Annotated in this window: 14 protein-coding genes; 6 read left to right on the plus strand and 8 right to left on the minus strand. The window is 68.9% G+C overall.

Translation table 11 applies throughout. The annotated features are described in order from the left end of the window. The first annotated feature begins 34 nt into the window (after positions 1-34). Positions 35-331: an MTH1187 family thiamine-binding protein gene (locus ACRWNM_RS17250; RefSeq protein WP_431968629.1), complete on the plus strand. Its 297-nt coding sequence runs from the start codon at positions 35-37 to the stop codon at positions 329-331. 50 nt (positions 332-381) lie between these two features. On the opposite strand, the gene ACRWNM_RS17255 is transcribed toward ACRWNM_RS17250, so the two are convergent. From ACRWNM_RS17255 to dop, 8 genes are all read right to left on the minus strand, one after another. Beyond that, positions 382-786, minus strand: a complete 405-nt coding sequence (locus tag ACRWNM_RS17255) for a type II toxin-antitoxin system VapC family toxin (RefSeq protein WP_431968631.1) — start codon at positions 784-786, stop codon at positions 382-384. Next, entirely contained in the window at positions 779-1,018 is a 240-nt protein-coding gene (locus tag ACRWNM_RS17260; protein ID WP_431968633.1) for a FitA-like ribbon-helix-helix domain-containing protein, read from the minus strand. The genes ACRWNM_RS17255 and ACRWNM_RS17260 overlap by 8 nt, the downstream gene beginning before the upstream one ends. Positions 1,019-1,058: 40 nt before the next feature. After that, the gene (locus ACRWNM_RS17265; protein ID WP_431968635.1) at positions 1,059-1,439 is read right to left on the minus strand and encodes a nuclear transport factor 2 family protein; all 381 of its coding nucleotides are present in this window, start codon (positions 1,437-1,439) and stop codon (positions 1,059-1,061) included. A 123-nt stretch (positions 1,440-1,562) separates the two neighbouring features. Continuing rightward, positions 1,563-2,921 (minus strand): Pup--protein ligase, encoded by a 1,359-nt coding sequence (gene pafA, locus ACRWNM_RS17270; RefSeq protein ID WP_218024195.1) that lies wholly within the window; start codon positions 2,919-2,921, stop codon positions 1,563-1,565. Positions 2,922-3,258: 337 nt separating this feature from the next. After that, positions 3,259-4,029 (minus strand): proteasome subunit alpha, encoded by a 771-nt coding sequence (gene prcA, locus ACRWNM_RS17275; protein WP_431968638.1) that lies wholly within the window; start codon positions 4,027-4,029, stop codon positions 3,259-3,261. After that, on the minus strand, positions 4,026-4,874 hold the full coding sequence (gene prcB / locus ACRWNM_RS17280) for a proteasome subunit beta (RefSeq protein ID WP_431968640.1): 849 nt from the start codon (positions 4,872-4,874) through the stop codon (positions 4,026-4,028). Before prcB ends, prcA begins: the two co-directional genes overlap by 4 nt. A gap of 14 nt (positions 4,875-4,888) precedes the next feature. Then, positions 4,889-5,083: a ubiquitin-like protein Pup gene (locus tag ACRWNM_RS17285; RefSeq protein ID WP_067781199.1), complete on the minus strand. Its 195-nt coding sequence runs from the start codon at positions 5,081-5,083 to the stop codon at positions 4,889-4,891. A gap of 187 nt (positions 5,084-5,270) precedes the next feature. After that, a complete protein-coding gene (gene dop / locus ACRWNM_RS17290; RefSeq protein ID WP_431968643.1) occupies positions 5,271-6,770 on the minus strand; it encodes a depupylase/deamidase Dop in 1,500 nt (499 codons plus the stop codon). A gap of 92 nt (positions 6,771-6,862) precedes the next feature. Here dop and ACRWNM_RS17295 point away from each other — a divergent pair, with 92 nt between their 5' ends. From ACRWNM_RS17295 to ACRWNM_RS17315, 5 genes are all read left to right on the plus strand, one after another. Further along, complete coding sequence (locus tag ACRWNM_RS17295; protein WP_431968645.1) at positions 6,863-8,062, plus strand: DUF418 domain-containing protein; 1,200 nt, start codon at positions 6,863-6,865, stop codon at positions 8,060-8,062. 132 nt (positions 8,063-8,194) lie between these two features. Continuing rightward, positions 8,195-8,908 (plus strand): hypothetical protein, encoded by a 714-nt coding sequence (locus tag ACRWNM_RS17300; protein WP_431968647.1) that lies wholly within the window; start codon positions 8,195-8,197, stop codon positions 8,906-8,908. Then, positions 8,905-9,441: an NUDIX domain-containing protein gene (locus tag ACRWNM_RS17305; protein ID WP_431968649.1), complete on the plus strand. Its 537-nt coding sequence runs from the start codon at positions 8,905-8,907 to the stop codon at positions 9,439-9,441. The genes ACRWNM_RS17300 and ACRWNM_RS17305 overlap by 4 nt, the downstream gene beginning before the upstream one ends. 224 nt (positions 9,442-9,665) lie before the next feature. Beyond that, positions 9,666-11,474 (plus strand): AMP-dependent synthetase/ligase, encoded by a 1,809-nt coding sequence (locus tag ACRWNM_RS17310; RefSeq protein ID WP_431968651.1) that lies wholly within the window; start codon positions 9,666-9,668, stop codon positions 11,472-11,474. A 256-nt stretch (positions 11,475-11,730) separates the two neighbouring features. Continuing rightward, positions 11,731-12,930 (plus strand): PucR family transcriptional regulator, encoded by a 1,200-nt coding sequence (locus tag ACRWNM_RS17315; RefSeq protein WP_431968653.1) that lies wholly within the window; start codon positions 11,731-11,733, stop codon positions 12,928-12,930. Positions 12,931-13,037: the final 107 nt, after the last annotated feature.

Genomic DNA, 13,037 nt, shown 5'->3' on the forward strand with positions numbered 1-13,037 from the left:
CGTGCGATCGCCGCCCGCGGTGGACAATGATCCGGTGATCGTTGCCTTCTCAGTGACTCCGCTCGGCGCGGGAGTGGATGTCGGCCCCGCGGTAGCCGAGGCGGTGCGCGTCGTCCGGGCCAGCGGACTGCCCAACCGCACCGACGCCATGTTCACCACGCTGGAGGGCGAGTGGGACGAGGTGATGCGCGTCGTGAAAGACGCCACCGCCGCCATCCTCGCCATCGCCCCGCGCTGCAGCCTCGTCCTGAAAGCCGACATCCGCCCCGGCGTCACCGACGCGATGACGGCCAAGGTCGAGTCGGTCGAGCGCTACCTCGCCGAGGGCTGACTCCCGTGCCGGCATGAAAGAGCCGTACGTCCGTCCACTCGCGCCGTTGGCTACTCGATCAGCTCCACCACGCAGGGCAGACCCGGCGCATTCCCTAGTTTCGCGTCGCGTGTCAGCAAGGGGATCCCCAGCCGTGCCGCCAGCGCGACATAGAGCCCGTCGTAGAACGTGACCGAATGGCGAAGCTTCCACGCCTCGACCGATAACCAATCGTGGTGGGCATACCGCTCATCCACCAGCAACTTCAGCAACCGCATGCAGGTGAGCGCGGTGCGTTCCGAGATCAGCCCCTTCCGCTCCGCACGCCGCAGCACGCTACCCACCTCGGCGTCGATGAGGTGCGGCGAATGGCAGACGGACTCCGAGATTCGTTTGGCCAGCGCGACGCCAGCCGCGTCATCGCGCAACAGCGCATCCACGAGGGCCGACGCATCGACGACAATCTCGTCACTCACCTCGCAGCTCCCGCAGGGTTTCCAGGACGAAGTCGCGGTCGACACCAGGCCCGGAATCCTCGGCCAGTGCCTCGCGAATCTCCGCGAGGGCCTCCACCTTGGTCCGGCGCCGAGCCATGCTGATCAGCTCCCGGCGCATGTACGCCTGCAGCGACATTCCGGCCGCTTCAGCGCGCCGCCGGAGTACCTCGGCGTCTTCCTCGGGAACATCGCGGATCTGAATAGTCGCCATAGCGCTAGTTTAGCGCTCCCCTGGCGCTGAACCAGCGCGATTACTCCTCCGGGAAACGGGTCTGTTGGTAGCAGGTCAGGCGCCAGCCGTCGGTGGTGCGGAGGTAGATGCTCGACATCATGCCGCGGAAGGCTGGGGTGGGGTCTTCGCGGTAGGCGACGCCGATGTAGATCAGGGCCGCGGCGTCAGGGCCGACGTGCACCAGGCGCGGGTCCTGGATTTCGTAGGTGCGCCACGGGGGTGCGTGGCGTAGGGAGTCGACGACGCCGGCGCGGTCGAGCACCATGCCGTTGGCGAGGATCATCAGGGCGTCGTCGGTCATGAGGGCGCCGTAGAAGTCCGCGCCCGAGCTCGCACACAGCGAGTCCCAGCCGCGACCTTCGAGAGCGAGCAGCTCGTCGAGCACATCCGTGTCCGTCATGCGTCCCACATTAGGCAGGATCGGCGTGACGGCACCTCGTTCGATGCTCGGATTTCGTCCCGCCGACAAGCCGCTGGTCCACGACCTGGAGGTCGCGGACCAGCGTTTCCGAACTACATCGAGCTACATCGAGGCGATCAGCCGGTCGACGCGCTCGTCGACCGAGCGGAACGGGTCCTTGCACAGCACGGTCCGCTGCGCCTGGTCGTTCAGCTTGAGGTGCACCCAGTCGACGGTGAAGTCGCGACCGGCCTCCTGGGCGGCGGTGATGAAATCGCCGCGCAGCTTGGCGCGCGTGGTTTGCGGCGGGGTGTCGACCGCCGCATCCACCGCCTCGTCCTCGGTGATGCGCTTGGCCAGGCCCTTGCGCTGCAGCAGGTCGAAGACGCCGCGGCCGCGCTTGATGTCGTGGTAGGCCAGGTCCAGCTGGGCGATCTTGGGATCGGACAGCTCCATGTTGTAGCGGTCCTGGTAGCGCTGGAACAGCTTGCGCTTGATCACCCAGTCGATCTCGGTGTCCACCTTGGCGAAGTCCTGCGCCTCCACCGCGTCCAGGGTGCGGCCCCACAGGTCGACGACCTGGTCGATCTGCGGATCGCGATCCCGGTTGCGCAGGTGCTCGACGGCGCGCGCGTAGTACTCGCGCTGGATGTCGAGCGCGCTGGCCTGCCGGCCGCCCGCCAGTCGCACCGGACGACGTCCGGTGAGGTCGTGGCTGACCTCGCGGATGGCGCGAATGGGGTTGTCCAGCGCGAAGTCGCGGAACGAGACGCCCGCCTCGATCATCTCCAGCACCAGCGCGGCCGTGCCCACCTTCAGCATGGTCGTGGTCTCGGACATGTTCGAGTCGCCGACGATCACGTGCAGGCGCCGGTACTTCTCGGCGTCGGCATGGGGCTCGTCACGGGTGTTGATGATCGGGCGCGATCGGGTGGTCGCCGAGGAGACGCCCTCCCAGATGTGCTCGGCGCGCTGCGACAGGCAGAACGTGGCCGCCTTCGGCGTCTGCAGCACCTTGCCCGCTCCGCAGATCAGCTGCCTGGTCACCAGGAACGGCAGCAGCACGTCGGAGATCCGGGAGAACTCGCCCGCGCGCACCACGAGGAAGTTCTCGTGACAGCCGTAGGAGTTGCCCGCCGAGTCGGTGTTGTTCTTGAACAAATAGATGTCGCCGCCGATGCCTTCTTCGGCCAAGCGCTGCTCGGCATCGATCAGCAACTCCTCGAGCACCCGCTCGCCCGCCCTGTCATGGGTGACCAACTGATGCAGACTGTCGCATTCGGCCGTGGCGTACTCCGGATGCGAGCCGACGTCGAGATACAGCCGAGCGCCGTTGCGAAGGAACACGTTAGAGCTACGGCCCCAGGACACGACCCGGCGGAAAAGGTACCGGGCTACCTCGTCGGGGGACAGCCGACGGTGACCGTGGAAGGTGCATGTCACACCGAACTCGGTCTCGATCCCCATGATTCGTCGCTGCACACTATCGACATTACAGCCATGTCATGTACTCGCGTGGCGCTGCGGACAACACGGACGCATACGGCTTCACAACGATTCGGCACCGTATGCCCGGTGCACTCGGCCGGTCAGACGCGGATTTCGGCCCGTGGGCCGCGGCGAAAACCCGTGCGCCGAGCGCACGGAAGCACACAGAATCGTCGGCCGCATCGGCGTCGCACGACAGATCTTCCGACGTCCCGCCGACGCGCGCCGACCCGCCGGAATTTTGCACGGCTCCGCACGAGACGCGCTCGGAACCGCGAAAGGCCCGCACGGGACCGCCTCGGAGCGGTCTCGCGCGGGCCCTCGTCTTCGACTACTCCGAGTCCGACGACTCCTCGGGGAGCTCGACCACTTTGGTCTTCGCCCCCGGCTTGCCGGCCTGCAGCAACTTCTCCAACGTGGCGTCGGAGATCCTGCGGAACGCCCGGCGCGGCCGCGCCTGCTCCAACGTGGCCACCTCGAGCGAGCTCACGCCGAGCACCCGCTTGTCCTTGTCGGCGCCCTCCGGAATCCCGGCCTGCAACGCCTTGACCGCGACGCCGATCGCGCCTGCCAGGTCGAGACCCGGCCGGTAGGACCCCTTCAACGCGGAGACGATGGGCTCGGTCGTGCCGCCCATCACCACGAACTCGCGCTCGTCCACGATCGAGCCGTCGAAGGTGATCCGGTACAGCACCGACTGCGGCGACTGCTCCGGATATCCCACCTCCGCCACGCAGAGTTCGACCTCGTACGGCTTGAGCTGATCGGTGAAGATCGTGCCGAGCGCTTGCGCGTAGGCGTTGGCCAGCGCCCTTCCGGTCACGTCCCGCCGGTCGAACTGGTAACCGCGCAGGTCGGCCTGCAGGATGCCGCTGCGGCGCAGATTCTCGAACTCGTTGTACTTGCCGACGGCCGCGAACCCGATGCGGTCGTACAGCTCACTCACCTTGTGCAACGTCGCGGAGGGATTCTCCGCGACGAACAGCACTCCCTTGTCGTACGCCAGAACGATGACACTGCGACCACGAGCGATGCCTTTGCGCGCGAGCTCGGTCTTGTCGCGCATGATCTGCTCGGCCGACGCGTAGTACGGCAGTGTCATGCGTTGGCGCTCCCTTCCTCCGCCGCCGCGCGGTCGGCGACGATGCCGCGGGCGATCTCCTCCACACGCTCCTCGGGAACCTCCACCGCACCGTCCTCGTCGATCGTGACGATCGTCGGGTAGATGCCGCGAGCGAGATCCGGTCCACCGGTCGCGGTGTCGTCGTCGGAGGCGTCGAACAGCGCCTCGACCGCGATGCGCAACGCCCGGTCCGCGTCGATTCCCTTGGCGTACAGCTTCTTCAGCGACGTCTTGGCGAACATCGAACCGGAACCGACTGCGGTGTAACCGAATCGCTCCTCGCTGCGACCGCCGACCACGTCGTAGGACACGATGCGGCCGACCCGGTCGGGATCGGTGACCTGCTGGTCGTAGCCGACCAGCACCGGCACCACGGCCAGACCCTGCAGCGCGGCGGGGAGGTTGTCGCGCACCATCTTCGACAGCTTGTTGGCCTTGCCGTCGAAGGTGAGCGGAACGCCTTCGATCTTCTCGTAGTACTCCAGCTCCACCGCGAAGAGACGCACCATTTCTACGGCCATGCCTGCGGTGCCCGCGATGCCCGCCGCCGAGTAGGTGTCGGTGATGTACACCTTCTCCATGTCCCTGCTCGCCACCAGGTTCCCCTGCGTGGCGCGGCGGTCGCCCGCGATCAGCACGCCGCCGCGGTAGGTCACCGCGACGATGGTGGTGCCGTGCGGGGCGATGTCCTTCGCGACAGCGCCACCGGAGTGTCCGGTGGCGCCATCGATCGCGGCGAAACTGTTGCCCGGCAACAGTTCCGGTGCGTGTGCGCGGAGGTGTTCGGTGAACGAGGAGAGGGCGTACCCCGGGTGGAGACGCATGGGGTCACCTGCTGTCACTGGCCGCCCTTCTGCACATAGGCGCGGACGAAGTCCTCCGCGTTCTCCTCGAGCACGTCATCGATCTCGTCGAGCAGGTCGTCGGTATCCTCCGCCAGCTTCTCGCGGCGCTCCTGACCGGCGGCGTCGACGCCGTCGGGACCCTCGTCCTCGTCGCCGCCCCCGGTGCGCTTGGTCTGCTCTTGTGCCATGGCAGCCGACCTCCTCTGTCCTCATCATGACCGGAGCCAAAAGTATGAGCACGGCTCCGATCATGAGCAATGTGCGTGCTCGTACAACAACACTACCCAGCCGAGCCGACACGATGTCGGATCTGTGCCCAATTCGCCGCGCGGACAGCGCCCGATTCGCGACCCTGCCCGCGCGGGAGGAACGTAGCTACGTGGTGAGCTGCCGAACCAGCTCGGCGGCGGTGTCCACGCCGTCGAGCAGCTTGCCGACATGCGATTTGGTGCCGCGGCGCGGTTCCAGGGTCGGGATGCGCACCAGCGAGTCGCCGCCGAGATCGAAGATCACCGAATCCCAGCTCGCGGCGGCGATGTCCGCGCCGAAGCGGCGCAGGCATTCGCCGCGGAAGTAGGCGCGGGTGTCGGTGGGCGGCTTGGTCATCGCGTCGAGCACCTGCTGCTCGGAGACCAGCCGCTTCATCGAGCCGCGCGCCACCAGGCGGTTGTACAGGCCCTTGTCCAAGCGTACGTCGGAGTACTGCAGGTCCATCAGGTGTAGTTTCGGTGCGGCCCAGCTCAGTCCCTCGCGCTGGCGCATGCCCTCGAGCAGGCGCAGTTTGGCCGGCCAGTCGAGCAGGTTCGCGCATTCCATCGGGTCGCGCTCGAGCAGATCGAGCACCATCGCCCAGTTGTCCAGGATGTCCTGCACGCGGGCGTCCTCATTGCCCTCGCGGTCCATGAACTTGGCGACCCGCTCGTGGTAGAGCCGCTGCAGGGCCAGGCCGGTCAGCTCGCGGCCGTCGGCGAGCGCCACGGTGGCGCGCAGGCTCGGGTCGTGGCTGATCTGGTGCACCGCGGTGACCGGACGGGCCAGCTGCAGGTCGGAGAGGTCCTCGCCGGCCTCGATCAGGTCAAGGACCAGCGCGGTGGTGCCGACCTTGAGGTAGGTCGACATCTCGGCGAGGTTGGCGTCGCCGATGATGACGTGCAGCCTGCGGTACTTGTCGGCATCGGCGTGCGGCTCGTCGCGAGTGTTGATGATGCCGCGCTTGAGGGTGGTCTCCAGGCCGACCTCGACCTCGATGTAGTCCGAGCGCTGGGACAGCTGGAACCCGGCGTGATCGCCGGACTGGCCGATGCCGACCCGGCCGGAACCGCAGATGACCTGCCGGGAGACGAAGAACGGCGTCAGCCCGACGATGATCTGGTTGAACGGGGTGTCCCGGTTCATCAGGTAGTTCTCGTGGGTGCCGTACGAGGCGCCCTTGCCGTCGACATTGTTCTTGTACAGCTGCAACCGGGGGGCTCCCGGCACGCTGGAGGCGTGCCGCGCGGCGGCCTCCATCACGCGTTCGCCCGCTTTGTCCCAGATCACCGCGTCCAGCGGGTCGGTGACCTCGGGCGCGGAATACTCCGGGTGCGCGTGATCGACGTACAGGCGGGCGCCGTTGGTGAGGATCATGTTGGCAGCGCCGACCTCGTCGGCGTCGATCACCGGCGCCGGTCCGTTCATCCTGCTCAGGTCGAATCCGCGCGCGTCGCGCAGCGGCGACTCCACCTCGTAATCCCAGCGTGTGCGCTTGGCCCGCGGCACGCCCTCCGCGGCCGCGTACGCGAGGACCGCCTGGGTGGAGGTGAGGATCGGGTTGGCCGACGGCTCGGTGGGGGTGGAAATGCCGTATTCGACCTCGATACCGATGATGCGCTGCATACCTCGAGCCTAGGCGACACCGGCCAATGTCATACCGAGGGTGGTACTTCCGGAGGATCGCGGCGCCCGTGCGCGGGCCGGATAGTCGACACATGACCGAATCCATCGCCGAAACCGGGGCGGGAGCCGTCCAGCGGCCCCGCGTAGCCGACGCGCGCCCCGCGCGGCTCGTCGCGCTCGACGTGCTGCGCGGCATCGCGATTCTCGGCACGCTGGGCACCAATATCTGGATCCTGACCAATCCCGAGGGCCTGATCGGCTACATCGAGGAACTGGGCGCCGCGACGGACGGCGGCTGGATGTGGACCGAGCGGATGCTGCAACAGCTGGCGCAGGGCAAGTTCCTCGGCCTGCTGACGATCATGTTCGGTATCGGCCTCGCCATCCAGCAGGCCTCGGCGGTGCGCCGCGGGCGAGCGTGGCCGGGCGGCTATCCGTGGCGAGCCGGGCTGCTGTTCCTGGACGGCCTGCTGAACTTCGTGCTCGTCGCCGAGTTCGACGTGCTGATGGGTTACGCGGTGACCGGCTTGGTGGTCGCGTTCGTGCTCGCCACCGGTGAGCGCGCGCAACGCCGCTGGCTCGTGATCGCGGCGGCCGTCCATCTGGCACTGCTGACGCTCATCGCGCTCGCGATGACCTTTGCCCCGCAGCCGGATTCGGCCGCGCGCGAGCCGCTGAACCCGAATCCCTATGCGGACGGCTCGTTCTGGGACCTGGTGGTCTTCCGCCTGGAGAACGCCCTCGCGTTCCGCGTCGAGGCCGTCTTCGTGTTCGCCATGTCGGTGGCGCTGTTCCTCGCGGGCGCGCGGCTGTACCGGGCGGGCGTGTTCGCACCGGAGGGCGCGCGAATCCGGCGGCGTCTCATGCTGATCGGCGCGATCGCCGCACCGATCGACTTCGTCGTCGGCGTCCTCGGCGGCGATCTGGTGCTGTTCACCCGGTACGGCACCGCGCCGCTCGTCGCCTTCGGCATCCTCACCGTAGTCGCCGAGTTCTTTCTGCGCCGCCCGCGGCTGGGTTTCGCGGGCAGGCGGCTCACCGAGATCGGCCGTACCGCGCTGTCCTGCTACATCCTGCAGAACCTGGTGGCCTCGGCGCTGTGCTATGGCTGGGGTCTCGGCCTGGCCGCGCGGGTCTCCCCCGAGGCGCGGGTCCCGTTCACGATCGCGATCTACCTGGTGGTCGTGCTGATCATCGCGACGGGCGCCCACTTGTGGCTGCGGCGCTTCGAGCGCGGGCCGGTAGAGTGGGCGTGGCACACCTGCTATCGGCTCCTGGCCGGGGAGCGCTGAATCCGCCCTGGTCCGCGCCGTTGCACCGAGACCAGGTGGCGAACACGAGTAGCCCACTACTCGTGTTCACCGCCCCGCCTCGTCCCATGCTGAAATGAAACCTTTCCGCACTCTCGACGAGGGGAATCGTTCATGAAGGCCGCGGTGCGCCGCGTGTGGCTGGCGTTCAATGTGCCGTTGGAAGGCCGGGTGCCCTGGATGTACCTGGATTCCGAGGGTTTCGTGAGCACCGGTGTCGGCAACAAGCTCGACGACACCGCGCGGGTGCGTGCCGCCCCGACTCCAGCCGAACGAACCGCCTCGCTCATCGCGGCCCGCAGGCTGCCGTGGCGACGCCCGGACGGCTCGGCCGCCACCGGCGCGGAGGTCAACGCGGCCTGGGACGCGGTGAAGAACCGGATGGACCTCGTCGCGGGCGGCAATCGCGCTTTCGCGGACGTCTCCCTGCTGCGGTTGACCGACGAGGACATCGACCGCACCGTCTACGGCCGGCTCGACGAGCTGGAGACGCTGCTGCGCGGCCGCATGGTCCGGCACGGCAGCGGCGCGGTGGTCATGCCGTTCGCCGCCTTCGACTCCTGGCCCGCCGACGCGCAGCTCGGCATGCTCAGCATGTGCTGGGCGATGGGGCCGAGATTCAGCTTCCCCGCCTTCCAGGACGCCGCCTTCGCCCGCGACTGGCTGCGCTGCGCGGCCGCCTGCCGGGTCAATCCCGAGATCGGCACCGTGATCCGGCGCAACGATCGCGATCAGGAGTTGTTCCGCAACGCTTTTCGCGTCGAGGAGGAGCAGCTCGATCCGGAGGTCCTGCTGTTCCGTCTTCCTGAACTACCGTCGGGCAGGTGAGTTTCGCCGAGCGTTATCCGCTGCTGCACACCCCCGCCCGCTGGGAATGGGGCGGCCTCGATGTCCGCTTCTCCATCGAACTGCCACCCGACGAGCTGGTGACCAATGTGCACGCCGTGTGCTTCGTCGGCGAGCGGATCGTACTGTGCCGCGACGACCGCGACGTCTGGCTGCTGCCGGGCGGCACCCGCGAGGCGGGCGAATCCGTCGACGAGTGCCTGCGCCGCGAACTGCGCGAGGAGGCGGGCGCCCGTCCGATCGGCCCGGTGCGATGGCTGGGCGCGCACCACGCGACCAGCGACGCGCCGGAACCGTACCGGCCGTGGCAGCCGCACCCGCACAAGGCGTGGCTGTGGTGCGCCGCCGACGTCGTCCTCGACCGCTCCCCTAGCAACCCCGCCGACGCCGAGCAGATCCTCGAGGTCCGCGCCTTCGCATTCGAGGACGCACTCGAGCACGCCGCGTCGGATGGCGCGCACCTGCCCGAACTCCTCACGCTGGCAAGGGAACTGCACCGCCCAGGTGTGCGGTAGCGCACCGCGGCCGACAACCTCGGGACCATCCGCCGGGCGGGTGCTCCGGGGATGCCGGGCGCACCGCCGTTTGGTCCGGTGCACAAATCACGGCGGCACAGTCTTGTTCTTTGCCCCTGGTGAAGGGGGTCCGCGATGCGCTGAGCTTGGACGGACGACGAGGTCGACGCCACCGCCCCGGGTGCGGGGTTGCCTCGACCACACTCGAGCAGAAGGTTGCGGTCTTGGCTTCTCCCACAATTCCGGCGGTCGAGCGGGTGCGCCCGGACACCCTCTGCGCGGCGTTCCAGGCGAACGTCGCGCGATACGCCGACGCGGTCGCGCTGCGCACCCTCGGCGGCGGGCAGACCATCACCTGGCGCGAGTACGGAGAGCGGGTGCGCGCCATCGCGACCGGTCTGGCCGCGCTCGGCGTCCGCTCCGGCGACACCGTCGCGCTGATGCTGACCAACCGGCCGGAGTTCCACCTGTGCGACACCGCCGTGCTGCACGCGGGCGCCACACCCTTCTCCGTGTACAACACCAATCCGGTCGACCTGCTCGCCTACCAGTTCGGCAACGCGGGCAATCGGACCGTGATCTGCGAAAGCCAGTTCGTGTCACGGATTCTGGACGCGGTGGCCGAGGCCGCCACGCAGGGGCATCGCGTCGAGCGCGTGATCGTCGTGGACGAGGCGCCGGCCGGTACCGTCGCGCTCGCCGCGCTCGAATCGAGCACGGCCCCCGCGGGTTTCGATTTCGAGTCGACGTGGCGCGCGGTGCGTCCCGACGACCTGCTCACCATCGTCTACACCTCGGGCACCACAGGACCGCCGAAAGGCGTCGAGCTGACGCACACCAATTTCCTCGAGAACTCTCGCGTCATCGATCAATTCGGCGGCGGCCCGGACGACCGGGTCATCTCCTATCTGCCCGACGCGCACGCGGCCAACCGCTGGTTCGCGCACTACCTGACCATGCTGGAGGGCGGCCGGATCACCACGGTCGCGGATTTCACGCAGGTGGCCGCCGCGCTGGCGGAGGTGCGGCCGACGGTGTTCCTCGGCGTGCCCCGGGTGTGGGTGAAAGTCAAAGGCGCGCTGGAGGAACGCTTCGCCGCGGAACGCCCGCCGCGCCGCACGCTGGTCCGCTGGGCGGTCGGCATCGGGCGTATCCGTGCGCGTGCCGCCTCCGACGGACGCGCGCTCGGGTTCACCGAGCGGATCCAGCACAGCGTCGCCGAACGACTGGTGCTGCGCCCGCTGCGGGCGCGGCTCGGCTTTGACCGAGTGCGCGTCGCGGTGACGGGCTCGGTGGCCATCCCACCGGACGTGCACGAGTTCTTTCTCGGCATGGGTCTGCCGTTGTGCGAGGGGTACGGCATGACCGAGTGCACGGCGGGCGCGACGCTGAACGGTCCTGCCCGGATCAAGATCGGCACGGTCGGCACGCCGCTGCCCGGCGCGGAGGTCCGCCTCGCCGCGGACGGCGAGGTCCTGATCCGCGGCAAGATGGTGATGCGCGGCTACCGCGACGACCCGGCCGAGACCGCCGAGACGGTGGACGCCGACGGCTGGCTGCACACCGGCGACATCGGCTCCTTCGACGCCGACGGCTACCTGTCCATCGTGGACCGCAAGAAAGAACTCATCATCAACGCCGCGGGCAAGAACATGTCCCCGGCCAACATCGAGAACACGATCATCGAGAACTGCCCGCTGGCGGGCGCGGTCGTGGCGATCGGCGAGCAGCGCCCCTTCAACACCGCGCTGATCTGCCTCGACCCCGATCTGGCCGCCGCGTTCGCCCGGCGAATCGGGCTCGCGGCGGCCTCCCCCACCGAGCTGGGCACGGCCCCCGCAGTGCTCGCCGAGATCGAGCGAGGGGTGGCGGCAGCCAACGGCAAACTCTCCCGCGTGGAGCAGATCAAGAAGTACGTGGTGCTCGGCGAGGTGTGGGAGCCGGGCGGCGACTGCCTGACGGCCACCGGCAAACTTCGCCGCGCGCCGATCGCGAGCCGCTACACCGATACGATCGAGGCCATGTACTCGTGATGGTCGTACGGACTCGGAGGCGCTGATGAGCGAACGTGGTGAGCGAATCGTGTGCCAGCGCGCATCGCGCATGACGGAGCCGAGCGCCAGCGAGGCGGAGGCATGAGCGAACGCAGTGAGCGATTCATGTGCCAGCGCGCATCGCGCATGACGGAGCCGAGCGCCAGCGAGGCGGAGGCATGAGCGAACGCAGTGAGCGAATCATGTGCCAGCGCGCATCGCGCATGACGGAGCCGAGCGCCAGCGAGGCGGAGGCATGAGCGATGCGGGCGGAAGAGCAGGTCCGAGAGGCCACGCGCACCGCACCGCGGCGATCGACGGCCTGCACCAGGCCGCGGCGTCGCTGCTGGAGGGGTTCTACGGCACGCTGCCGCCGTACGCGCAACTGCCGCACTCGCTGGTGGAGACCGACTTCGCCCGCGGCGCGAAGCTCAATGTCGACCTGTTCTTCGAGTATCTCCGGCGCGGCGCCGAGCCGTCCGAAGCCGACACCAGGGAGCTTGTCGAGCTGGCGATGGACCGGCTGCGCGACGGCACCCCGCTGGCCGATGTGCTGGAACGGTATCGGCTCGGCGCCGTCTTCCTCTGGGACCGGCTACGCGATTCGGTCGGTGACGAGCGCCTGCTGCTGGAGGCCTCGCCCGCGCTGCTGAAGTACGTCACGCTGGTCAGCGCGCGCATCGCCACCGCGGCCACCCAGCGGTCGCACGATCCGCGGTGGGAACTGCTCGAGCGCCGCCGCGGCATCGCCGACGCGCTGCTGGCCGGACACGATCCGGTGGAGTGGGCCGCCGACCCGGTCATACCGGTGGCCGACGCCTTCCTGGTCGCGGTGTTCCGGCTGTGCGGAAGCCACGGCGGCACCGCCGCGGCCCTGCGGCACCGCGTCGAAGCCATCCCCGGCGTGTTCTTGCGGCTGGACACCGGCGGCTGGACCGCGCTGGTCCCGCTGGCCACGGGCGACGACGGCGCGGCCGCACTGGCCGGTCTCACCGCGCGCCTGCCCGCGCACGCGCCCGGCCGGGTCCCGCCGTACTGGGTGGGCGTCGGGGCCGCGTCCGCCAGGGCCGTGATCCCCGCGACGGCCGCCGAGGCGCGTGTCCTCGCCGAGCTCGGCCGCTGCCTTTCCTGGCGCGAGATCATCTGTCGCCGAACGGATCTGCACTTCGAGTACACCGTGGCGGCGAGCGACGCCGCGCGGCCGGGCCTCGCCGGGCTGCTCGCCCCGCTGGACGCCCAGCCGATGCTCGCCGAGACGCTGGAGACGTTCGTGGACACCGGCTTCAATCAGCTCGCCACCGCGCGGCTGCTCATGGTGCACCGCAACACCGTGACCTACCGGCTCTCGCGCGTGCACGAACTCACCGGGCTGGATCCGCACCGGCCCGCCGACGCCATGACGCTGTCCGCGGCGCGGCTGGCCCGCCGCCTCGAATCCGCGTCTTTCGCACCGTGATCGGCGTATCCCGTTCCGGCCACCGTGTCCGCGCGACCGATCGTGGGTGAATTCCTGGCTCACCTGACCGAAACGCTCACCGCCGCGGTGGGACCCGGATAGTCTCG

The sequence above is a fragment of the Nocardia sp. bgisy134 genome (genome assembly GCF_965341865.1).
Lineage (GTDB): Bacteria > Actinomycetota > Actinomycetes > Mycobacteriales > Mycobacteriaceae > Nocardia.

What these genes read in the sequence shown, in the direction of transcription:
- ACRWNM_RS17260 (WP_431968633.1), bottom strand. Translation starts at nt 1,018, where the DNA reads ATGGCGACTATTCAGATCCGCGATGTTCCCGAGGAAGACGCCGAGGTA.
- ACRWNM_RS17265 (WP_431968635.1), bottom strand. Translation starts at nt 1,439, where the DNA reads ATGACGGACACGGATGTGCTCGACGAGCTGCTCGCTCTCGAAGGTCGC.
- prcA (WP_431968638.1), bottom strand. Translation starts at nt 4,029, where the DNA reads ATGACACTGCCGTACTACGCGTCGGCCGAGCAGATCATGCGCGACAAG.
- prcB (WP_431968640.1), bottom strand. Translation starts at nt 4,874, where the DNA reads ATGCGTCTCCACCCGGGGTACGCCCTCTCCTCGTTCACCGAACACCTC.
- ACRWNM_RS17285 (WP_067781199.1), bottom strand. Translation starts at nt 5,083, where the DNA reads ATGGCACAAGAGCAGACCAAGCGCACCGGGGGCGGCGACGAGGACGAG.
- dop (WP_431968643.1), bottom strand. Translation starts at nt 6,770, where the DNA reads ATGCAGCGCATCATCGGTATCGAGGTCGAATACGGCATTTCCACCCCC.
- ACRWNM_RS17295 (WP_431968645.1), top strand. Translation starts at nt 6,863, where the DNA reads ATGACCGAATCCATCGCCGAAACCGGGGCGGGAGCCGTCCAGCGGCCC.
- ACRWNM_RS17300 (WP_431968647.1), top strand. Translation starts at nt 8,195, where the DNA reads ATGAAGGCCGCGGTGCGCCGCGTGTGGCTGGCGTTCAATGTGCCGTTG.
- ACRWNM_RS17315 (WP_431968653.1), top strand. Translation starts at nt 11,731, where the DNA reads ATGAGCGATGCGGGCGGAAGAGCAGGTCCGAGAGGCCACGCGCACCGC.